This is a genomic window from Domibacillus sp. 8LH, assembly GCF_038806185.1.
GTDB lineage: Bacteria > Bacillota > Bacilli > Bacillales > Domibacillaceae > Domibacillus > Domibacillus indicus_A.
This window is the reverse complement of the sequence record NZ_JAVJNG010000009.1, coordinates 117,287-137,215: the sequence shown is the minus strand read 5'-3', so window position 1 is coordinate 137,215 and position 19,929 is coordinate 117,287. Positions and strand designations below refer to the sequence as shown.

The following is a 19,929-nucleotide window of genomic DNA, read 5'->3' as shown; positions in this document are numbered from 1 at the left end:
AATTAAAAACCCCTTTTTTTAAAAAATTTTTTTTTTTAAAACCCCCTTCCTTTTTTTTTTTTTTTTTAAAAAAAAAAAGGAAAAATTTTCAAAAAAAAAAAAAAAAAAAAAAAAAAAAAAAAAAAAAAAAAAAAATACTCCAACAACTGTTGGAGCAGGCGGACTCGCAAAGAATAAAGGCTGCTCTTTTTCATTCTTCTTACATCATAAGAAAAATGACGGCGAGCAGCAGGACTAAAAGAATGCTCCCAGTCATTAGCAGTACTTTCCGCTGATAATCTACATAAGGCTTAACATCATAATCAATGCCGTAATACGCAAAAACCTCTCCGTGCTCATCCAAATATGGTTTAACGACTGTAAGCCAGGTTCCATAATCATCTGAATAAGGCTTGGATATGATAGTGGTTTTCTTTTTTTTCATTTCTTCTATTACATTTGCAATATTGGCCGGCTGTGTGTAAAAATCTCCCGTTTCTAAACCGTTTTTCTCCGCTGCATCGGCTAAGTCCGTTGATGCTGCTATGAAGCGGGTATCAGTACCGTTTTTCAATTCTGCACCAAATATATATCCATGTGTCAGCTGCGGCTCATACCGAGACAGCCGGTTAAAATGCTCTTCAAGCTTCCGGGCTGCTTTACTGTCCCTGCTTTTACTTTGAATAACCTCCTTTATTTCTTCTTTTGTTATCTCTTTTGCCCATGCCTCCGCCGTCCTTCTCGCATCCGGGGCAATACGGCTGATCACTTCCTTTGTGTCCGCATACCTGACTGCTCCAACAGCAATAACAACTGCGATGGCCATTATGAGACAAACAAACAAGATCCATTTTGTTTTTGCAGATAAGGCTCCCACCAATGACCACGCTCTCTTTTGATTCGATTATAAATGATGCTTTCCCATTTAAGACAGCCGCGGCTTCAACAATGAATGCCAGGCTTAAAATACGCACTTTTTTACAAATAGATTTATAGGTTAATTATCACAGTTTCACTTTTCTTATCATAGTATGAACTTAAACAGATAGCAAATCCTATAATTATCCATAATGTAACAAATATCTTTAAAATGTTTTTTATAGGAACTTAAACAGTCAGCCATTATAAACCGAATTCTATTTTGTCGCTTTTTAGAACTGTATACCCTTATACAACGAAAACTGGCTGATATAGCAGAAAAAAAGAGATTCATTTCAAAAGAAGTCTTGCTTTTTTGAATGAATTCGACAAAAATTGAGGTAAGCAGCATCTCCTTTGTTTGGTACTTAAAAACATCTTTCTGCATAATTATTCACAAACATTCCTCGTCATTGTTCGGAACTGCCAACAAACTACTTTTCTGATATAACACTTCTAAACAGCAGATTTTCTCCGTTTAACTTTTTATTTTTTTCCTTTTAACGGAAATTAACAACTGTAAAAAAAGCCTGTTTGCTCCTATAAGCAAGGCAGGCTGTTCACTTCGTCATGCAAAATAAAAACAAAAGAAAAAACCGCCGGAACAGAGCCCAGCGGTGCAATCTATTGCTGCCTCTCCTGCCGGCGGCGAAGCGTTATCGTTTCCCGAGACAGATAAGCTTAAGAAAATATAACTTTTTCTTCCACTTCTTTTAATAAATGAATCGTCGCTTCCACATTCACAGTTCCATCTTCATTCGTTTGCAAATAATCGTTTTTCACCATAATCGTCATCGTTTTTCCATTTTGGGGACGGCCTGGTTTTTCAAAGGAGAGATCTTTCACTGCTGGCTGCTCCAGCAGACGCGCAAAAGTCTTCATACGTGCCTCCCGCTGGCGGAGCGGATCTGGCTCTGCTAGTTTGATACATAAACGGCTTTGTTCAAGCTGGAAATAACACGCATGGTTTCTGTTTTTTGCCCACCAGAACCCTTCAAATCCACCGGCCATATTGGCCACATAACCCCAATTTCCATTTTGAAGCTTACGTTGAAGCAGCCAGTAAAATCCCTGCCATGAGGAGGAGGTCCAAGCTGAAACCGGAAGCCACCGGTATGATTGATACCCTGCTTCGATTTCCTCCAGCCGTTTTAAATAATCAAGGAAAATGTGATTTGTAATACCTGCTCTCTTGCCTTCGTTCAGCACATCGATCATGTCTTCCCGCAAAAATGGCGCATAACCCGCTTTGTCGCACGACCGATAATGACTCTGGCTTGCTAGCTTATAGTAAATCGGCAGCGGCTTTCGGTGAGGATACGCTTTTTGAACCGCTTCCAAATAACGGGCCAGCTGATCGGAATGATCGCTTGTATTCGTTTTGTCTTCAATTAAAACAGCGGCATGATCATTTACTAGCAGTAACACATCCAGCCCTTGAAACTGCTGGATCATCCCAATGGACTTCACTTCCGGAAGTACTTCTCCATGCTTTTTAAACATCCGCTCCAAAAACAACAGCGCACATTTATGTAAAACCTCATCTGCTGTTTTCCCATATGGTGCCGCCCATTGCGCAAACCAGCACAAAAACGCATCTTGTGACAGCTCACTTGTAACAAATTGGAATAAGCTTTTTGGCTCATCCGCTTTTTCCGCATAGGCATTGATCCAGGCGGCCACATTTTCTCCCCTGTACTCGTTCCAATAGCCAGACTTTAAAATAGCCTCGTAATGCATCGCGGCATACAGTTTATTTTCATTCTTTATGTATACGCGGCCTTGATCATGTGAGTAGAGAAGCAGCAGGGCATCTCCCCGGTCTGCGATGACTTGTGGATAAGCTGTTCTATCCGCTGTCTGCTCTGCATATCCGAGGTCTGGGCATGTTCTTTTTTCCATTTCTCTCCTCCTTTTTCATTCTATTGTATCATGAATATGATCATAAAAAATATTCATAAAAGCTCCTGATAACCACCATACTGTACGATTCATCTTTGTTTAAATACACATTCCCTATAAAAGTAAGCGCCTTAATCGACGGTTTCTACATAGAAAAAAGGAGAACAGGCGTGATGTTCTCCTTCTCTAATAGATTCCTTGTCTCCTGGAAGCTGCTTTCACTTAAAGTGCCTGCTTAAACACCTGCACACGATTTCGGCCATTTCGTTTAGCCGTATAAAGCGCTTGATCCGCCTCACGCATCAGTTCCTGTACCGGAGAATCGGGACTGCCTGCTTGGATCCGCGTATGGGACAGGCCAAAACTCGATGTTACACTGAGCGTCTCTTTTCCCAGCTGAATGACCGTTTCTGCGATAGCTCTACGGATAGCCTCTGCCCGCTCGCGTGCTTCTGGTAAAGAAGCGTGGGGAAGGAAAATAATAAATTCCTCTCCGCCATAACGGCCGAATAAATCGTTTGCCTGCATGTTCTTCCCAACCCGGTGTACAATACTTGTAAGCACACGGTCTCCTGCTTCATGGCCGAATGTATCATTCACCCGCTTAAAATGGTCAATATCAAACATAATTATCGAGACGACGCCTTCTTCTTTTTGAAGCTGCCTGCAGGCCGCTTCTGCCTGACCTAAAAAGAAAGTCCGGTTTAATATACCGGTCAAGCCGTCCAGGCGAGCCAGTTTCTGCAATTGTTTTTCCATTTGCACCCGCTCGGTTACGTTGATAAACATGACGATTTTGCCAATCTTCTCCCCCTTTTTATCTTTTAAAGGGGTAAAACGGACTTGGAAATGAAGCGTTTCTTCGGGCTGATCGAGCTTATAATCACATTCCTCCCCCTGGCACAGAATGGAGGCCAGCTGCTCGTTTGCCGAAATCACTTCTCTCAGCGGCCGGCCAATCGTGTGAACGGTCAAAGCAGGCAGAACGGTTTTCATTGCCTGGTTATAATCTACGACAATATCATTTTCATTTAAAACGACTACCCCTTCTTCCAGTCCTTCAAAAACGGTTTCACGGGCGATAGGAACTACATCAAACATTTGAAAGCGCAAAAGCGCTGCTCCTTGAAATAAAAAAGCAAGACACATAGACACCGGGCCGAGATCGATTCCCCTGCTCCAGCCGCTTATATAAAAAATACTTGAAACTGGCGGGACCAAAAGGCCCGCTACCATTAATAAAATTTGCATTCGAAAACGAAAAGTTACTTTTCTCAGCTGCCAAAGCAGAATGCATACACTTGCTGCCATGCAGAAATAAAGAAACACGGATTGAACAAAAAACCACAATCCTCCTTCAAGGTTTGCCAGCGGGTAGGCTGTATCGGTGCGCAAACCGACGGAGGAGTAATAAAGGTGATGAAAAGAATTTGTCCAATGCAGAATAAGCGTGGCAGCCGGAATGCCAAGCAGGGGAATATACATCCATCTTTTGACGTTTCGCCCGGTATAATCAAGGCACATAAGCAAAATCACCGCTGGCAGAAAAGAAATCGCCACATATTCAACGGCGACCCAAAACAAAATATCTTTCAATGATTGAGACATCAGCTCAAACGCATAAGTTACCGCAAAAAAAGCAGCCAGAAAGGCAGCCACGCAAAAGTACTTTCCACCGGGTGCATGTTTAATTTTTATAAAAGCGTAGATTCCTAAAAAAGAACTCACGGAGGCACCTGCAATCAATACTAGGATATAAATCAGTATGTAGTGCGGCATATCTCTCTCCTCAATTAGCAAAAAAGTATTACATTCTTTACTACTATATCATCTCCACCTTACTTTGGACGAATGCTTTTGTATATTTTTTAGTTGAAGCATAACTCTTCCGTAATTTACCATGTATTCGATATGAAGAAAATATAAAAAGAAGCAGATGACCTCTGCTTCTTTTTATATTTTTTTATGAGACAAAGAAAGGTGTCTGTTTTTCAAAACCGGTATAATGGCCCTGATAAATACGGCGACCCAGCCAATCAGTAAACCGCCGCTTATGAGCATAATAGCATTCGGATAAAAAACAGAATAACCCAGAGTCGTCTGCCATCCAATCAGGATAATCAATAACAGCCAGGCAGTGCCGCCAGCATGAAGGAAGCGCCGCCGGCTTTTCTCAGACATGGATGGATTTCTTTCAACCAGCAGGGCCAAAATCGGCATCATCTGCAGGCCATGAAAGCCAAGGCCGTGAAACCAAATGATATTTCCTTCTAGTCCGGTGTAGCGGCTTTGAAGGGCAATCATCCAGAGACCTCCAGCAAATGAAAGCATCGTTGCTGCCATGCCATACCGAATACCAATCGTTAGAAGCGGCCGGTCCTTTAAAAGGCGCGTGCGGAAAAACGGCCAGGCAAGCACAACGTAATAAACAATCATTAAAACGGCTATCAATCCAAATACACCGCCGACAATCGCATCAGCAGTCCCGCCGGCCTGACTGTACCGAGGAGAGAAGCCGCGCATATGCTGAACCGTTTCGGCTCCATAGCTGTAAAAAGCGCACACGAGATAGGACCAGCAAAAAATCTGCCGCTTACGCCGGCTGAATCCGGCTAAGGGCACTAAAAAAGCGGTTGTAATCAAAAACAAGCCGAGCGCTGCATTAAATGAAAAAGCACTGAGTAAATTTCCCTCTGGCGGTACAATGACTCCTTGAACAGCCATCATGACTGCACAAAAAGCAGCCAGCGTAAATCCCAGCAAACCGGCTGCTGTAAGAGCCGGCTCTTCTCTCCATACGTTTTTTACAGCGTTCATTTTTCCCGCTCTCCTTCTTACCTTTATTTTGTGACTGTAATTTTCCCGTTGTTTGTCTTCAGCTTAATGATATTTTTCCCTTCGCCAAAACGGGCATTATCGCTGTACTTATTTAAAATATTAATTTCGCCATTATCTTTATGCACGTCAAATGTTGTATTCGTCGGTTCTTGCTCGGTTTGCACGGTAATGCTTCCATTGTTGCTCGCCAGCTGCATTGACCGGTCTAAATCTTTCGTTAATACATGTATGCTTCCGTTCGCTACTTTTCCATTTAAGATTCCATCGACATGTTCAAGAGAAATTTTCCCATTATCCGCTTGTACCTTGACTTCTTTCGCCGCAATATCTTTCGCTTGTATTTGCCCATTGTTCACATGAACATCCATTTGATTTGTATCCATTTTTTGAAGCTGTACACGCCCGTTGCGATTAGTAATATAAATCGACTGATAGGTTTTTTCAGGCAGATACACACTTAATGTCAAATCTGATGAAACAAAGCCAATCGTGAAAAATTTCCGCTGCTGTTCATGAAGCTGTACCTTTAATGCTCCGTCTTCCGTATCTGCATCAAATGAAATATCGTTATCAGGATTACCGGCGCCGCTTACCTCTACTCTAGCCGTTTCTTCAGGTGTAACCATAACGTTTACTTCCGCATTGTCGGTATTAAGTTCAACTGTGTTGATGGGAGCAGCACTGAATGTTTTACTTTCTGAAATCTGGGCCGCCGTGTTGGACCGGCTGAACGTTAAAACGGCTCCAGTGCCGCCAATCAGCAGCAAAAAAAGGGCTAAAACAGACAATTTCTTAATCATGCTGCAATCCTCCTTTTACAAGAGATGCGTTCCATTTTAAATAACGGACGAATCCTTTTAACAGTGCTTTTGTCGCAAAAAACATACCAATTAAAATAAATATGCCGAGTCCAGCAAACGCAAGAGAAACAAATACGTCGTACCATTCAAATGTTCCTGTATTTAGAATAGCACTTACTATAACCACCAGTGGAAAAGTCACGCCTGCACCGCCAGCAGCCCATCCGCCGGCCAACACTCCGATAAGCGCCACTAATGGGCCAAGTACGATAATTAAATTGAAAAAGCCCAGTCCGATAACCGCCCAGACAGCCCGCATTATATTGCCGGCCGTGGCAGATGTTTTTGCCCGCTCTACCTGATGCGACGCGGCCAGTTCTTTGCCGATTTGGCGCGGCGAACCGAGTGAGGAAGCAATCATTTCTTCCGTTTTTCCTTCTTCAAGCCCAATAGAAAAATATTCTTCATAATCCTGTAAAATCTCACGCCGCTCAGCTGAAGAAATAGCTTCCAGCGACGAATCAAGCTCACGCAAAAATTGCTGTTTATTCATCATTCCCACCCTCTTTAATTAATTGGTTAACTCCTCTTGAAAATTCATTCCATTCTGCAATCAGCTCGCGCAGATAGGTGCGTCCTTTGTCCGTTAACGCGTAATACTTGCGTGATGGACCTTCGGATGATTCCTGCAAATAGGTCGTAAAGTATTCTTCTTTTGTCAGGCGGCGCAGCAGCGGATAAACGGAGCCTTCTGAAATCTCAATCTGGTCCGAAATCTTTTGCACCAGCTCATAGCCGTACCGGTCTTTTTTATTTAAAAGTGCCAGTACGCATAATTCCAAAACTCCTTTTTTAAATTGTACATTCAAACGTTATTCACCTCTTTCCACTACTGTATAATAAACAGTACCGGTTTATACTTGATACGATGTAAATATATAGTAATATCCACTACTAATTATTACAAGGTACTGAATTTTATTTCCCACTTGTTCTGCTGCCATTTGTGATGCTTCACCAAAACAAGTAAAGCTATGCATGACATAACTATGCTCTTAAACATAAAAAGCCTGAGGGTCGTTACATTCCTCAAGCTTTCATTTATTATTTTTCCTGCAGAAGCATTACCTCATGCATTTTTTACACAGCGGATTTTGAAAGCAAACTTTGCATAGATCCCCCAACATCATTCGCTGAACGTCATGAAATCTTTCTCCTGAACAGTGATGGACTGTTTTTTTAAAGCAAGGGTCGCTCGATATCACATAAAACTCATCACGAATCCAGTTTACGCAGCAGTTATGCCTGCCTAAACAACTCCGGCCGTGGCCATGTGAACAACCGCAGTGACACTCGTTCCTGCTGAAGCCCGAACACATCTCTTTTCCTCCTTTCAATGAATCTATTAACAAGATATGCAGGCGTCTGCAAAGCTGAAGCGGCTGTTATCAGGCAGCATCATTCGTTTTTACCAACTAAAGTAAGGAGCATCTATTTGTTATATAAAAAAGCCCGCAGAATGGCTCTGCGGGCTTTTTATTACAATCTTATTCCTCGGCTGTTTCTTTTCCGTACTGGTACTGAGTTGGGTCAACCGGCTCCATGCCTTCTATATCATGGAAGCGCAGTAAATCACCATACAATACTTGATCAGAGAAAGACAGCTGATCAGCTACTTTCTTTTTAGCCGCCTGCATATCGGCGGTCGGCTCTAATGTTGCACCTGTTTTTGAATCATAGTACGTTCCATCAATCGATGTGTACTTCGGTGATACAAAGTCGCCGTTGCGGAATGCTACTACTTCATCGTGCTCCGGTGAAAGGAGGTCCGTACCGAACTGAATAAATTCTTTATTGTCAATGCCTAAAAGGTGAAGCATCGTCGGCAGGACGTCAATTTCGCCGCCATACTGGTGTTTCACTCCGCCTTCAACACCTGGCACGTGGATAAACAGCGGTACGCGCTGCAGCTGTGTGTTTTTAAAGTCCGTAATCTCTTCGCCCATAATTTGCGCCATCGCTTTGTTATGGTTTTCGGAGATGCCGTAGTGATCACCGTAAATGAGAATCATGGAGTTATCGTATAAACCAGCTTTTTTCAAGTCTGCAAAAAATGACTGGAGTGCTTCGTCCATATAACGTGCCGTCTGGAAGTACCGGTCTACAGTGCCGTCTCCCGTTGTCGCTGGCTCAATCGTTGCATCTCCTTCATCCATAACAAATGGGAAATGGTTAGTCAGCGTCATTAAATGCGCGTAAAACGGCTGCTCCATTGATTGAAGCATTGGAATAGACTCTTCAAAGAACGGCTTGTCTTTCAAACCGTAGTTGATTTTCCGGTCGCCTTCCATGTTGTAATAGCTGGCATCGAAAAACGTGTCTACGCCCATTTGCTTGTAAATTTCATTCCGGTTCCAGAATGTTTTATAGTCACCGTGCAGAACAGCACTTGTATAGCCTGCTTTTTGGTTCAAAATTGCCGGTGCAGCCTGATAGGTGTTGCGGCCTTTGAGAACAAACGCAGATCCCTGCGGCAGGCCGAACAGCGAAGTATCCATCATCAATTCAGCGTCAGCGGTTTTCCCCTGGCCGGTTTGATGAAAGAAGTTATCAAAATACATATACTCGTTGTTGTGCGCCAGTGAATTTAAGAACGGTGTGACTTCCTGGCCGTTTAACTTGTAATCAATCAAAAATGTTTGAAACGACTCAAGGTGAATTTTAATCACATTCATCCCTTTTGCTTTCCCGAAATACTCTTCATTTGGCGCTGCATAATGAGACTTTGTGTAGTTTTCCACATTTGTTAGGTCGTCACTGCTCGCAAAAGCGCTTTGCTTCTCGTTTTTCACTGTTTGAATCGCATCATATACCGTGTAATTGTATGCGCCTAAATATTTGATTAAATAGTTGCGGTCAAACGCTCTAGACAGAAGCTGCGGACGGTCTGCTTCCGCAAGACCCAGATTCACCGCAAAAACTACTGCACCGGCTGCCAAAATCGCCAGTACTTTTCTTTTCGGTGTAACCTGAAGCTTCCATTCTTTTCTTTTCATCCAAAGAACCACTGCAAGAATCACTAAATCTGCGAAATAAATGACATCATGCCATTCTGTTAAATCGGCAATGCTTCCGCCCAAATGCCCGGCGTTGCTCGTTTGAAACAGTGTCGGCAGCGTAACAAAGTCATTGAAGAAACGGTAGTATAGGATGTTGCTGTATAAAATCAGCGTCATAATACTACTGAATACAAGAATCCATCTGCCGCTTCGTTTTGAAAACAGGGCGAGCCCTAAAAAGAGAACCGCTGAGCTGAGCGGATTTAAAAATAGAAGAAATGTCTGCATCGCATTGTTGATCCCCAGCTGAAATTCTGTGAGGTAGGCAATGTACGATTTCAGCCAAACCAAAATAACCGCTAAAGCAAAAAAGTGTAACGGCTTTAAAAACAATCGATTCATTTTAATTCCCTTCTTCCAACCTATTCATAATCATCCAAAGTCTTTTTTATAAAATTATCTTTTAGTGAGAAGCGCATTTATAAAATATACAACATTTTGCTGCTACCGTCGAGTATCTTCTCTATCACGCAAGGATAGAAGAATAAAAAACGCTTTGAAAGCAGCCGGTTTTGTTCTTGGTCAGATAACCTGACAGACTGGTTGTCTTTACGGTGATCCCCGGGCACAATAAGCTGTAAGGAAGGAGCTGTTTTTGATGGACGGACTGTTTGTTTTGCATAATCTGCTCGCTGTGCTGTGGATTATTTTATTCGTGAAAACAAAGCGGGAACACCGTCTGCAGATCACCCATTTCCTGTTTTTAGCGATAGCAGTCGGCATTTTAGTTCATTCATGCTGGACCGTTTTTTATTCAACAGGAATCCAGGATTTCTGAGTACGAATCACCTTGATAAAAATCTTCTTAAGGATAACGTTCAAATTCGGGACTCCTTTGCCTGCTGGGTATTTCTCCAATACCAAACCAAAGAAGCGGCTCCTTTGAACGATCCCCATTCTCTTTCTCCTATATCTACATCTCCAAAAAAATCTTCTTTATTCCCTAGTTTTACTACCCCCGATTGCCGCGGGCGTCTCCGCAAATAATCCGCAATGGTCATCCTCTAAAAAATAAAACAGAGAAGTACCGATTCTCTTGAACCAACTTCGATAGTAATAGATTACGCTATATTCCTTTCCACAAAAGGCAACCACTTTTTGCAATGCTTCCTTCCACCCTCTTTTATCTCAGCAGGCATTTCTTATAGAGTCTGGTTCCCTTGCTCTTTTTGAACTATTTTCCAATTAGAGGTGTTAACAAGTGTAAAATAATGTTATTGTAAAAAAGAACCAAATAAATTATTTTTTTACAAAAGGAGAAAAATCATGAAGAAAGTGTATGCTGTTTTACTTGCTGCAGGCTTGTTGTTTACCCAGTCCATTTCCGCATCAGCTGCGTTCAAAGACGTCAGCCAGTCGTACTGGGCGAACGAAGAAATTGTTTATTTAACGAACAAAAAAATCATTAGCGGCTTTAAGGATCAATCGTTTCAGCCCAATGCGCCTGTTACTAAAATTCAAGCCATGATTATGACAGCAAGAGCGCTGAATCTGGATTTAACAAACCGCCCGGCTCCAGAATTTAATGACCTGCCGAAATCAAGCAGCGGCTATGCAGAAGCAGCCGCGGTTGTGGACGAAGGATTATTTCCCAAAAGCACATCTTTAAAACCTGCAGAACCGATCACACGCGCCCAGATGGCACGTATGCTGACTGCCGCATTCAAATGGAAAGCATCTGATGCTGTTTCATTTAAAGATGTACCGAAGAGCTTCTGGGGGCATCCTTATATTACTGCGCTTGCCAGCCAAAATATTACGCTCGGTTATCCCGATGGAACCTTTAAGCCGAATCAAGCTCTGACACGCTCGCAATTTTCGGTCTTTCTAGCGCGTGCCCTAAATGACGATTATAAAACATATACCTACACGAATACAGCACTTAAATATAAGCTGGAACTGCCTAACTACATGAAAACACAGGTAACGACAGAAAATAAAAAAGATAAAATCGGTTCATATGGAACATATTTTTATTACAATAACACGGCCTACCTGGGCTACAAGCCGATACTTGCTATTATTTGGGCCGTACCGGAGTCGAAGCTGCCTCGCTATGAAGGCGCACCTTTCGAACTGCTGAAGAAGCAAGGACCGACGTATTATTTCTATCAGGGACCGAGCGAGCACCCGTATTTGTTTATGGATAATCAAAATCGTGTTGTTGATAAAAGAAACACAAATGAAGCAAAAGCTTATGAGCGGATTCAGTATAAGCTTGCCCATATGATAAAAGGCATCACACCAACAAACTAACGAAACGCAAAGACGGCTTCCTTTAAGAGCCGTCTTTGCGTTTATCTGGACCGCTTTCGTTCATTTGACTTACGCACACGGACAAGCGTTTCAGTCGGCTGCTTGCGGATCCATTTTATATACTTGCTGATTTTTTCATCCTGGCGCAGCCGCTCAATCGAATGGAGACGAACAGCCAGTTCTTTATTAGTGTAAAGTGCATGAATCTGCTTGTGGCACGGCAGGCACAAGTCAGCCGTCGGCCCATACGATCCTCCTTCTTCCCTCGGCGTTAAATGGTGAACGGTCGTTTCAACCGGCGAGCGGCCGCACAACTCGCAAACAGATGATTTCATCCAATATGTCGCCTCCATTTTTCTTCTATTGTAACAAATCCGTTTTTACAGCCGGAGTGTAGAAAATCTGGCTGTTCAGCTGCCAAACCTGCCCTTTATAAATGTTTCCATTACTGTATCCGTTTGTCTTTTCTTGTTCTTTGCTACAATGAACAAGGCCATATGGGGAGCCTTCGGGCTAAAAACAGTGTTTATCTGGTTCCATGGAGCCTGTCGGATTATGCCGGCGCAAGGATTTGTACCTTTTCTTCCTTCTTCGCGTACGGCAAAGAAAGGAGGAAAAACATTGAATCGAAAATTGCCGCTTCAAGCCTTAATTGAAGCAGCGATCATAGCTGCTCTTGCCTATATTATTGATGTTCTGCCTGCTATTGAGCCTTTTCCATGGGTAAAGATTTCAATTGCCATGATTCCCGTTCTGCTTTTGTCACTGCGCTGGGGATGGAAAGCAGGAATGGCTTCCGGCTTTGTTTGGGGGCTTTTACAGATTGTACTGGGCACTGCTTACGTTTTAACACCACTTCAAGCATTTATTGAATACTTTATTGCGTTTTCATTAATTGGTCTTGCCGGGCTGTTCGCCGGCCGTAATATTACGGCAAAATCCATTGTCATGGCTGTGTTCATCGGCTGCCTGGCCCGTTACTTTTGGCATTTCCTTGCCGGATGGGTGTATTTTGGAGAGGCTGCGCCGGAAGACATGCCGGCTGCCCTTTACTCTCTGGCTATCAATGGCAGCGCCGCTCTTCTCACATTTCTAGTATGCACCATTGTTCTTGTCTTTCTTTTAAAAACCGCACCGCGGCTTTTTAAAGTATAATTTTGCGGCCGGTTTTTAATATAAAAAAAACCGGCTCCTTTAAGAAGATGGTTTTTAAAAAAGGACGGTTTTCCGCAGAAGCACTGCCGTTCGGCATTTTTGGCATAAAAAAAAGCTGCTCAATCGCAGCCGTCTTCTTTACAATCCTTCCAATAGTCCAGCAACGGCCCTCTTTCGCCAAAAACGGGATCCGTTTCGGCTGCTGGCACTTGTTCAATTTCGCTAAGAGACTGTGCCCGGGAACCTGTATCAAGCTTTTTTAAATTAGGGCTTTGCCCATTCGGGTACGCACCGACTACAGAAAAATCCGGACTTTGGCTGAGCCGCTTATGGCCCGTTCCAGCGGGAAGTACGATCACGTCGCCCGTTTGAATCTCCAGCCGTTCGCCCTGCTCCCCGCCGATCTGTACAACCGCGTCTCCAGACTTTACTCCAAGCACTTCATGTGTATTGGTATGGTAATGATGATAATCGAAAATACCATTCACCCAGCTGTTCGTCCAGCCATTCCGGTTAAATGCCGGCTCTATCTCGCTTGGTGTATCCGTAAATACCTGCTTATAAACGATGACCGGGAACCTCCCATTATTCGGGATTTCACCATCATCTTTACATTGAAAGGTCTGTATATCCGGTTTCATATACATCCGCTCCTTTTCGCATAACGGTTCTTTCGTTATACCCTTCTTTGGAACGTCTACTCACGATTTAAGAAAAAGACGGCTGCACAACACGAATAGGATCTTGTCCAATGCATTTTTTTCCTTCACCAAAGCAAAGCTTCGTTTGGAAATAATAACGGCTTTCACTTAATTGCTCTGGCAGCTGAAACGAAAACGGAATACGCTTGGACGCATTCGGCGGAATATGCTCTGACATAAAAATCATAATCGCATCTCCAGCGGGCGCCTCATCGCTTCCTGTCAGTAAATCACACTCAAGCCGGCTTAATTTCTGTTCAAATAAACCGCCTTTTATGACAAATGAACCCGTCACTTTTTCGCCGGGCATAAATTCATTTTTATCCAGCAACAAGTCGATATGCGGTGAACCGATGCGGCCTTTTACCTGGTTCATTAACTTAGTCAACATACCTCGCTGTTCCCTCCATTGCTCGTAAATAAAGATTGGCGCAAACGCCTGATAAACACGTACTATACGCCGGTTTTGCCCATTTGTAAAGGGGTATGGAAAAATTTATATTGTTAAAAAACTGTAAACGTTTTATTAAGGAATAAAAACACAAAAATACTTCATAAACCAGTATTTTTCCCACATAAAAAAGAACGGCCAGCTCCAAGCTAAACGTAAATAGAGAAAGGAGTGGACAGGATGGAAAAACCGCAAAATACAGGCCAGCGCATTCAGGAAACAACAGATGCTTTAATGAAGCAAGGAGTTCCGCCGCGTGCTGCTGCTTTCGCTGCTTCCATGGGATTTTTACGTGAACTGCAAAGATCAAAAAGCGGCAAATGAGAACAAGCTGACAAATATAGTCTTCACCTCCAGTACCGTTTATTCCTGCAGCAGAGCTAAAACAAATGCTTCTTAGGCAAGATTCGCCATTCAATGTTATATTGCTGCTCCGCCGGAATGTGCTCCCTGCATAAAAACGTGCGGAAGCCTTCCGGCGGTGTCTTGATCTACTTCCCATATATAGTATTGCCTATTGGCACCGCTTCTAAAACCGGTATGCCCGCCAGGCTCCTATACTTTGCTCTCATAGTAAAAAAGCCGGGAGAAGCCTCCCCGATTTTTCTTACTCACCTGTTTGCGCAAAGCGGCTGATACGTTCACCAATTTCATTACGTACCCGCTGAAAAAAGCCCGCTTTTCTTCTTCGGTTTCTTCTGCCTTGGCCGGATCGTTAAATCCCAATGAACACGTTTACTGTGAGGAGGTGTTACCGGGCAGTAATCCGCCTCTCTTGTCTGCTGCAGCTGCCTACATCTGATTTTACAAATAAAAACGTACTATTAATCTCGTAATCGTCCCAAAAAGACCGCTCATTACACTACATTAAAAGCTAAAAACAGCTTTAACACCGCTGGCCTGCTGCAAACGGTGTTAGATACTGATTATAAATAAACACATGCCAGCCCGCCCAGTTGAATGTGAGCTGGCGCGGCACTTTCTTCCCATTTTTAAAGCTTGTTCCTGCAAGCTTTGCACAAACTGGTTTATTTTCTCTCATAATAGGATAAAACATGACTATTCATAAAGCATATAACGGCAGGGAATTCGATGCTTTCACGCCTGGAGACTTTGACAAAGTCTTTCATTATGCATGTTTCCGGAAGATTCTTGCTTCTGCGTATACAGCGCATTTCGAGCAGACACTTCGCTTTCGATTGTGCTGATTCACTTGAAACAGTGGCTCTCCTTTTGTTTTACATAAAGCACATTTTGACTTCCCCAGCCGGTTTACCACATGATACGTAATCGATTGTAAGTATGTACGGTTGCTCGTTTTCACAATAATCATCCTCCTTTATTTAATCATTTCGCTAGAATACAAGATTTACCTGTAAAAATCGTTCATCAAATGCCGACAAAAAGCGCATTCTGAAAAGACCGCGCTCCTTTTTCTGTCTTTTTTTGTCTTCTTGCAGCGCATTCAAAACAAGCGGCAGCTGCCATTGCTGCCCGTCGCAAGAAACATTCTTAAACGTGCAGGATCCTTCTTAAAAAATATGGAAAGCCGTTTCATATAATAACTTGCGATAATGGGCATACTATATGTAAGAAGCCTTTAAAAAGCGGCCCAATCGAGAGCGTGCCGGCCTATTCGGATGTACGCCGCTGCCATAAGCGGCTCAAAGCATAGGCTAAAGATTCCAATTATTTTTTCCACCTGCATTGCCTCACTCTAAAAGATGTGAATCAAATGCCGTTTTATCTGTTTTGCCAAGCATGATCTTACCATTATTCGGTAAAATATTACTTTCTTTATAAAGAACTATATAATGAACTTAATTCTCAATAAAGAACAGAAGGGGGTTTGTCGGCAATGAGACAATGTGTAGATGATACATTTTTTGTGCATAATTTAAAAAACGAATTAAAACCTATTTTATCCAGCCGCCGGGAGATCGTTTTTGTGTGCATAGGCACGGACCGGTCGGCCGGTGACAGCTATGGTCCTTTCGTTGGTTTTAAATTAAAACAAACCTTTTTCCTCCGTAAATACACGCATGTTTCTGTGTATGGGTGCCTGGACCACCCAGTTCATGCTAAAAATTTAGCCGAAACGGTTGAACAGATCCGACAGCAGCATGCAAATCCGCTTATTATCGCAATTGACGCCTGCCTCGGTGCCGCTGCTAACATCGGCACCGTCAGCTTAGAACAAGGTGCCTTAAAACCTGGTGCCGGCGTTCAAAAAGACCTGCCGCCAATCGGCGATTATCATATTTCCGGGATTGTTAATGTCGGCGGGTTTCTTCCGATTCAGGTACTTCAAGGCACACGCCTTTCACTTGTTTATAAAATGGCCAATAAAACAGCTGATTTTATTACGCGGGCACTTGTAGAACTAGAGTATGAGAAGAAACGGACAACTGTTGCTGCCCATGAAAAAAGGTGCGTATAACACGCACCTTTTTATCTGAAACGCTGAATTTCATCCGGGTCGTCCTCTTTTCGGTCTGTTAAAATCCCCATCTGCTCAATATGCTGTTTTGCTGCTTGGTCTCCCAACAAATAAATCAGAGAATAAAGAACCCTTTGTGAAGCGTCGTAACGGTCGTTTTGCGGATCATGATGATATTCTAAATAAGGAATATGCGCACGAACAAACGCCTCCACATCGGCTCCGTATTTATCATCCATTACCGCTTTTAACACATCGGCTTCTTTTGGGTTCGCATGAATAACAAAGCTTGGGCTGTCTATCGGCTCGGGCAGGATACTTTCACTGTTTAAATCCACATAGAATATCTGCTTTTCCTGTTCCACCTTGATCATCTCCCGCTTTTTTTATCCTGTACCCCCTGCTCCTCAAACACAAACGAAAAAAGGACAGCGTTTGCACATAAGCTGCCGCTCATTTACATGATTTTATTGTCCCAGTTCTCCTCCAGCAGCTTTTTTAGCCAGATTACGTTTTCATGTCCAATCTTTTCGGCAATCTCTTCTTCTACTTGCTGCTTCACCTCAATGATCTCCCTGCAAAAAGCACTGCCTTTGTCCGTGAGTACCAGCACTTTGTCACGCTCATTTTTTTGTATCGTTTTGTCATCAATATAGTTTTTTTCAATCAGCCCTTTAGCACATCGATGAACGGCCTGGCGTGAAATATTCATTTTTCTTGCAGCACCAGCGATGGTTTCCGACTGATCCTCAAGCAGACTGATCAAGTGGGACTCTGCCAGTGTCACATCTTCCCTGCCTGACTGTTGCCACAGCATTCGAACCTTTTGGCGGAGCAGCAAGTGTTTGTCACTTAGCAAATCCGGTAAATAGCTCTTTTTTTGCATAATCAACCTTCCTTTTCTAATGGTCTTTTCTTAACAATAAAGAGGCTTTCACTTTATGTCAACGTCGTTGACAATAAGAAAACGAGCCGATATAATGAATCGTCAACAACGTTGACAATACAAAAAAGGAGTTTGAGTAATGGGACAAACAAAAAAGGAAAAATTTATGTTTACCATGTTGATGTGTGTAGGCATGGTCATTTTTATGAGTATGTATAACCTTCTGCTGCTCGAAGGCTTTTCTTCACACTTTTTTGGGCACTTGATTACCGGATTGATTCCCGGATTTGTCGTTGCTCTTTTGCTGGATGTATTCGTAGCGGGTCCTGCTGCACGGTTTCTTTTGAACAAGATCACAACTGAGCAAACAAAACCAATCCAGAAAATTTTATGCATGTCCTGCTTCATGATTTTCTTTATGGTTTTATTTATGTCTCTGTATGGTGTTGTGGTGAATGTAGGCATTACACCTGCTTTTCCCCAGCTCTATGCAGATACACTTTGGAAAAACGCTCTGTTTGCTCTTCCTCTGCAGCTGATTGTAGTCGGTCCTATTGTTAGAGCTATTTTTTTGAAACTGTATGCCGAAAAAAGTGCGTTAGCTTAATCTGCTGTGTTTTTTTCTGTTTTATTTTAATGTTTTACTGCCTGTAAAGAGGGAACGTCAAAAGGGACACGTTCTTTTAACAGGAGGCATACATATGAAAAAAACCATTTTCATCACGGGCGCAGGAACAGGGCTCGGACGCGGAGCTGCGATCGGTTTGGCTCAATCCGGCCATCGCGTGATCGCGGCCACTGAAATTACCGCCCAGAAAACAGACCTGCTTCGGGAAGTTCAGGAGCAGGGCCTTGATATTGATGTAATTAAGCTTGATATTACCAATCCGCGTGATACTGCCCAGATTGCGGACTATGATTTTGACATTTTCGTTGCCAATGCGGCGATTAACGAAGGCGGGCCGCTTGCCGAAGTGCCAATGGACCGCTTTCGGGCACTGTTTGAAGTAAATGTTTTTGCGACGCTCGAAACCGTTCAGATCGCAGCCCGCCAGTTGGTCCAGCGCGGCAAGGGCAAAATTGTGTTTATGAGCTCGATGGCCGGTATTTCAGCCACACCCTATGTAGGCCCTTACACCGCAACCAAGCATGCGATTGAAGGGATTGCCCAAACGCTGCAGGCGGAATTGAAGGAATTCGGCGTGCAGGTAGCGACGATCAACCCCGGGGCGTACGCAACCGGCTTTAATGACCGAAGCGCTGAAGAAAAATGGAAATGGTTCAATGAAGAAACGCATTTTACCCGGAAAGAAGATATGAAACGGCAGGAAGAAGCCCTGAAGAACCAATTCAACCCGGCGGACATGATTGCCAAGATGGTAGAAATTATACCGGCGGACCATCATAAATTCCGTACCGTTCACCCGAAGGAAACAGAAGACCAGCTAAAGAAAACGGAACAAGAACGCTGGGAAATGGATATTTAATGAGTCAAAAAAGCGGATGCTTTTCCGCTTCTTTTTTGTGAAATTTTTTCTTAAAGGGAAAGGGTTGTTTTTTCCTCGTCTGGACGGGTAACATAAACATATCCATTATGGAAACAAAGGAGTGCGTAACAATGGTCATTAAACAAAGCCAAGGTATCCAGCTGCACGATTTTAATAACCTGACAAAATCGCTCAGCTTTAATATGTACGATATTTGCTGGACAAAAACAAAAGAAGAACGAAAAGCGTACATTGAATATATCGATGAACAATACAACGCAGACCGGCTGACAGAAATTTTAAAAAAGGTAACCGATATTATCGGCGCTCACGTGTTAAACATTGCAAAGCAGGATTATATCCCTCAGGGCGCAAGTGTAACGATGCTTATTTCAGAAGGGCCTGTTCACCCAGACTCGCGCGGGGAATCACAGGAAGAGTCCCCAGGTCCCCTGCCTGACACGGTCGTGATGGCGCTTGATAAAAGCCATATTACCGTTCATACGTATCCGGAGTATCATCCAAACGAAGGAATCTCCACATTCCGGGCTGATATCGATGTATCCACCTGCGGCGAAATCTCTCCGCTAAAAGCACTCAACTACCTTATTCATTCATTTGATACAGACATTATGACGATGGATTACCGCGTGCGCGGCTTTACGCGTGATATCAACGGCAATAAGCTGTTTATTGATCACGATATTAATTCCATTCAAAACTACATTCCGAAGGATGTAAAAGATCTATATCATATGATCGATGTGAATATTTATCAGGAAAATATTTTCCATACAAAGTGTAAACTGCGCGAATTTGACCTGGATAACTATTTGTTCGGTCACACGAAAAACGATTTAGACAAAGAAGAAATTAAAAATATTACCGAAAAGCTCCATCATGAAATGGATGAAATTTTTTACGGAAAAAACATCGTCCGCGATGCAGATATTGAATCTGAATAAAATAGCCTGGGCCCTCCTTGATGAAGGAGGGC

The 19,929-nt window shown here is 43.0% G+C and carries 22 protein-coding genes and 1 pseudogene; 8 read left to right on the top strand and 15 right to left on the bottom strand.

What is annotated here, in order from left to right; genetic code table 11:
* Nucleotides 1-199: 199 nt before the first annotated feature.
* From RG959_RS12910 to ltaS, 8 genes are all read right to left on the bottom strand, one after another.
* A complete protein-coding gene (locus RG959_RS12910; RefSeq protein WP_342797445.1) occupies nt 200-859 on the bottom strand; it encodes a hypothetical protein in 660 nt (219 codons plus the stop codon).
* A 719-nt stretch (nt 860-1,578) separates the two neighbouring features.
* Nucleotides 1,579-2,799 (bottom strand): PD-(D/E)XK nuclease family protein, encoded by a 1,221-nt coding sequence (locus tag RG959_RS12905; RefSeq protein WP_342797444.1) that lies wholly within the window; start codon nt 2,797-2,799, stop codon nt 1,579-1,581.
* 222 nt (nt 2,800-3,021) lie between these two features.
* On the bottom strand, nt 3,022-4,578 hold the full coding sequence (locus RG959_RS12900) for a histidine kinase N-terminal 7TM domain-containing diguanylate cyclase (protein ID WP_342797443.1): 1,557 nt from the start codon (nt 4,576-4,578) through the stop codon (nt 3,022-3,024).
* 174 nt (nt 4,579-4,752) lie between these two features.
* Nucleotides 4,753-5,616, bottom strand: a complete 864-nt coding sequence (locus RG959_RS12895; protein ID WP_342797442.1) for a hypothetical protein — start codon at nt 5,614-5,616, stop codon at nt 4,753-4,755.
* Nucleotides 5,617-5,639: 23 nt separating this feature from the next.
* Entirely contained in the window at nt 5,640-6,437 is a 798-nt protein-coding gene (locus tag RG959_RS12890) for a DUF4097 family beta strand repeat-containing protein (RefSeq protein ID WP_342797441.1), read from the bottom strand.
* Nucleotides 6,430-6,990, bottom strand: coding sequence for an HAAS signaling domain-containing protein (locus RG959_RS12885; RefSeq protein ID WP_342797440.1), 561 nt, complete (start codon nt 6,988-6,990; stop codon nt 6,430-6,432). The genes RG959_RS12890 and RG959_RS12885 overlap by 8 nt, the downstream gene beginning before the upstream one ends.
* A complete protein-coding gene (locus RG959_RS12880; protein ID WP_251270493.1) occupies nt 6,983-7,306 on the bottom strand; it encodes a PadR family transcriptional regulator in 324 nt (107 codons plus the stop codon). The genes RG959_RS12885 and RG959_RS12880 overlap by 8 nt, the downstream gene beginning before the upstream one ends.
* A 678-nt stretch (nt 7,307-7,984) precedes the next feature.
* Nucleotides 7,985-9,898: a lipoteichoic acid synthase gene (ltaS, locus tag RG959_RS12875; RefSeq protein ID WP_342797439.1), complete on the bottom strand. Its 1,914-nt coding sequence runs from the start codon at nt 9,896-9,898 to the stop codon at nt 7,985-7,987.
* Between the two features lie 256 nt (nt 9,899-10,154).
* On the opposite strand from ltaS, the gene RG959_RS12870 reads away from it, so the two are divergent.
* Both RG959_RS12870 and RG959_RS12865 read left to right on the top strand, forming a co-directional pair.
* Entirely contained in the window at nt 10,155-10,334 is a 180-nt protein-coding gene (locus RG959_RS12870) for a hypothetical protein (RefSeq protein ID WP_342797438.1), read from the top strand.
* A gap of 488 nt (nt 10,335-10,822) precedes the next feature.
* Nucleotides 10,823-11,812 carry an S-layer homology domain-containing protein gene (locus RG959_RS12865; protein ID WP_342797437.1) on the top strand — a complete coding sequence of 330 codons (990 nt, stop codon included), beginning with the start codon at nt 10,823-10,825 and terminating at the stop codon, nt 11,810-11,812.
* A gap of 41 nt (nt 11,813-11,853) precedes the next feature.
* Here the strand turns inward: RG959_RS12865 and RG959_RS12860 are convergent, their stop codons facing one another.
* Complete coding sequence (locus RG959_RS12860) at nt 11,854-12,147, bottom strand: HNH endonuclease (protein ID WP_342797436.1); 294 nt, start codon at nt 12,145-12,147, stop codon at nt 11,854-11,856.
* A gap of 286 nt (nt 12,148-12,433) precedes the next feature.
* Here RG959_RS12860 and thiT point away from each other — a divergent pair, with 286 nt between their 5' ends.
* The gene (gene thiT / locus RG959_RS12855) at nt 12,434-12,967 is read left to right on the top strand and encodes an energy-coupled thiamine transporter ThiT (protein WP_342797435.1); all 534 of its coding nucleotides are present in this window, start codon (nt 12,434-12,436) and stop codon (nt 12,965-12,967) included.
* 119 nt (nt 12,968-13,086) lie between these two features.
* On the opposite strand, the gene RG959_RS12850 is transcribed toward thiT, so the two are convergent.
* Nucleotides 13,087-13,608, bottom strand: a complete 522-nt coding sequence (locus tag RG959_RS12850) for a cupin domain-containing protein (protein ID WP_342797434.1) — start codon at nt 13,606-13,608, stop codon at nt 13,087-13,089.
* A 67-nt stretch (nt 13,609-13,675) separates the two neighbouring features.
* Nucleotides 13,676-14,059 (bottom strand): sporulation protein, encoded by a 384-nt coding sequence (locus RG959_RS12845; RefSeq protein ID WP_251270500.1) that lies wholly within the window; start codon nt 14,057-14,059, stop codon nt 13,676-13,678.
* 240 nt (nt 14,060-14,299) lie between these two features.
* Here RG959_RS12845 and RG959_RS12840 point away from each other — a divergent pair, with 240 nt between their 5' ends.
* Nucleotides 14,300-14,443: a hypothetical protein gene (locus RG959_RS12840; protein WP_251270501.1), complete on the top strand. Its 144-nt coding sequence runs from the start codon at nt 14,300-14,302 to the stop codon at nt 14,441-14,443.
* A gap of 283 nt (nt 14,444-14,726) precedes the next feature.
* Here RG959_RS12840 and RG959_RS12835 read toward each other — a convergent pair.
* Both RG959_RS12835 and RG959_RS12830 read right to left on the bottom strand, forming a co-directional pair.
* Nucleotides 14,727-14,889, bottom strand: a pseudogene (locus RG959_RS12835) (low molecular weight phosphatase family protein); the annotation flags it as partial.
* A 359-nt stretch (nt 14,890-15,248) separates the two neighbouring features.
* Nucleotides 15,249-15,443, bottom strand: a complete 195-nt coding sequence (locus RG959_RS12830) for a hypothetical protein (protein WP_342797433.1) — start codon at nt 15,441-15,443, stop codon at nt 15,249-15,251.
* A gap of 534 nt (nt 15,444-15,977) precedes the next feature.
* On the opposite strand from RG959_RS12830, the gene yyaC reads away from it, so the two are divergent.
* Nucleotides 15,978-16,559 carry a spore protease YyaC gene (yyaC, locus tag RG959_RS12825; RefSeq protein ID WP_342797432.1) on the top strand — a complete coding sequence of 194 codons (582 nt, stop codon included), beginning with the start codon at nt 15,978-15,980 and terminating at the stop codon, nt 16,557-16,559.
* 11 nt (nt 16,560-16,570) lie between these two features.
* Here the strand turns inward: yyaC and RG959_RS12820 are convergent, their stop codons facing one another.
* Both RG959_RS12820 and RG959_RS12815 read right to left on the bottom strand, forming a co-directional pair.
* Complete coding sequence (locus RG959_RS12820; protein WP_342797431.1) at nt 16,571-16,924, bottom strand: hydrolase; 354 nt, start codon at nt 16,922-16,924, stop codon at nt 16,571-16,573.
* Nucleotides 16,925-17,016: 92 nt separating this feature from the next.
* Entirely contained in the window at nt 17,017-17,445 is a 429-nt protein-coding gene (locus RG959_RS12815; RefSeq protein WP_342797430.1) for a hypothetical protein, read from the bottom strand.
* 139 nt (nt 17,446-17,584) lie between these two features.
* On the opposite strand from RG959_RS12815, the gene RG959_RS12810 reads away from it, so the two are divergent.
* From RG959_RS12810 to speD, 3 genes are all read left to right on the top strand, one after another.
* Nucleotides 17,585-18,052, top strand: a complete 468-nt coding sequence (locus RG959_RS12810) for a DUF2798 domain-containing protein (protein ID WP_342797429.1) — start codon at nt 17,585-17,587, stop codon at nt 18,050-18,052.
* A gap of 94 nt (nt 18,053-18,146) precedes the next feature.
* Nucleotides 18,147-18,932: an SDR family oxidoreductase gene (locus RG959_RS12805; RefSeq protein ID WP_342797428.1), complete on the top strand. Its 786-nt coding sequence runs from the start codon at nt 18,147-18,149 to the stop codon at nt 18,930-18,932.
* Between the two features lie 131 nt (nt 18,933-19,063).
* A complete protein-coding gene (gene speD, locus RG959_RS12800; RefSeq protein WP_242232327.1) occupies nt 19,064-19,897 on the top strand; it encodes an adenosylmethionine decarboxylase in 834 nt (277 codons plus the stop codon).
* Nucleotides 19,898-19,929 lie beyond the last annotated feature (32 nt).

What these genes read in the sequence shown, in the direction of transcription:
- RG959_RS12905 (WP_342797444.1), bottom strand. Translation starts at nt 2,799, where the DNA reads ATGGAAAAAAGAACATGCCCAGACCTCGGATATGCAGAGCAGACAGCG.
- RG959_RS12900 (WP_342797443.1), bottom strand. Translation starts at nt 4,578, where the DNA reads ATGCCGCACTACATACTGATTTATATCCTAGTATTGATTGCAGGTGCC.
- RG959_RS12895 (WP_342797442.1), bottom strand. Translation starts at nt 5,616, where the DNA reads ATGAACGCTGTAAAAAACGTATGGAGAGAAGAGCCGGCTCTTACAGCA.
- RG959_RS12890 (WP_342797441.1), bottom strand. Translation starts at nt 6,437, where the DNA reads ATGATTAAGAAATTGTCTGTTTTAGCCCTTTTTTTGCTGCTGATTGGC.
- RG959_RS12885 (WP_342797440.1), bottom strand. Translation starts at nt 6,990, where the DNA reads ATGAATAAACAGCAATTTTTGCGTGAGCTTGATTCGTCGCTGGAAGCT.
- ltaS (WP_342797439.1), bottom strand. Translation starts at nt 9,898, where the DNA reads ATGAATCGATTGTTTTTAAAGCCGTTACACTTTTTTGCTTTAGCGGTT.
- RG959_RS12870 (WP_342797438.1), top strand. Translation starts at nt 10,155, where the DNA reads ATGGACGGACTGTTTGTTTTGCATAATCTGCTCGCTGTGCTGTGGATT.
- RG959_RS12865 (WP_342797437.1), top strand. Translation starts at nt 10,823, where the DNA reads ATGAAGAAAGTGTATGCTGTTTTACTTGCTGCAGGCTTGTTGTTTACC.
- RG959_RS12860 (WP_342797436.1), bottom strand. Translation starts at nt 12,147, where the DNA reads ATGAAATCATCTGTTTGCGAGTTGTGCGGCCGCTCGCCGGTTGAAACG.
- RG959_RS12850 (WP_342797434.1), bottom strand. Translation starts at nt 13,608, where the DNA reads ATGAAACCGGATATACAGACCTTTCAATGTAAAGATGATGGTGAAATC.
- RG959_RS12845 (WP_251270500.1), bottom strand. Translation starts at nt 14,059, where the DNA reads ATGTTGACTAAGTTAATGAACCAGGTAAAAGGCCGCATCGGTTCACCG.
- RG959_RS12840 (WP_251270501.1), top strand. Translation starts at nt 14,300, where the DNA reads ATGGAAAAACCGCAAAATACAGGCCAGCGCATTCAGGAAACAACAGAT.
- yyaC (WP_342797432.1), top strand. Translation starts at nt 15,978, where the DNA reads ATGAGACAATGTGTAGATGATACATTTTTTGTGCATAATTTAAAAAAC.
- RG959_RS12815 (WP_342797430.1), bottom strand. Translation starts at nt 17,445, where the DNA reads ATGCAAAAAAAGAGCTATTTACCGGATTTGCTAAGTGACAAACACTTG.
- RG959_RS12810 (WP_342797429.1), top strand. Translation starts at nt 17,585, where the DNA reads ATGGGACAAACAAAAAAGGAAAAATTTATGTTTACCATGTTGATGTGT.
- RG959_RS12805 (WP_342797428.1), top strand. Translation starts at nt 18,147, where the DNA reads ATGAAAAAAACCATTTTCATCACGGGCGCAGGAACAGGGCTCGGACGC.
- speD (WP_242232327.1), top strand. Translation starts at nt 19,064, where the DNA reads ATGGTCATTAAACAAAGCCAAGGTATCCAGCTGCACGATTTTAATAAC.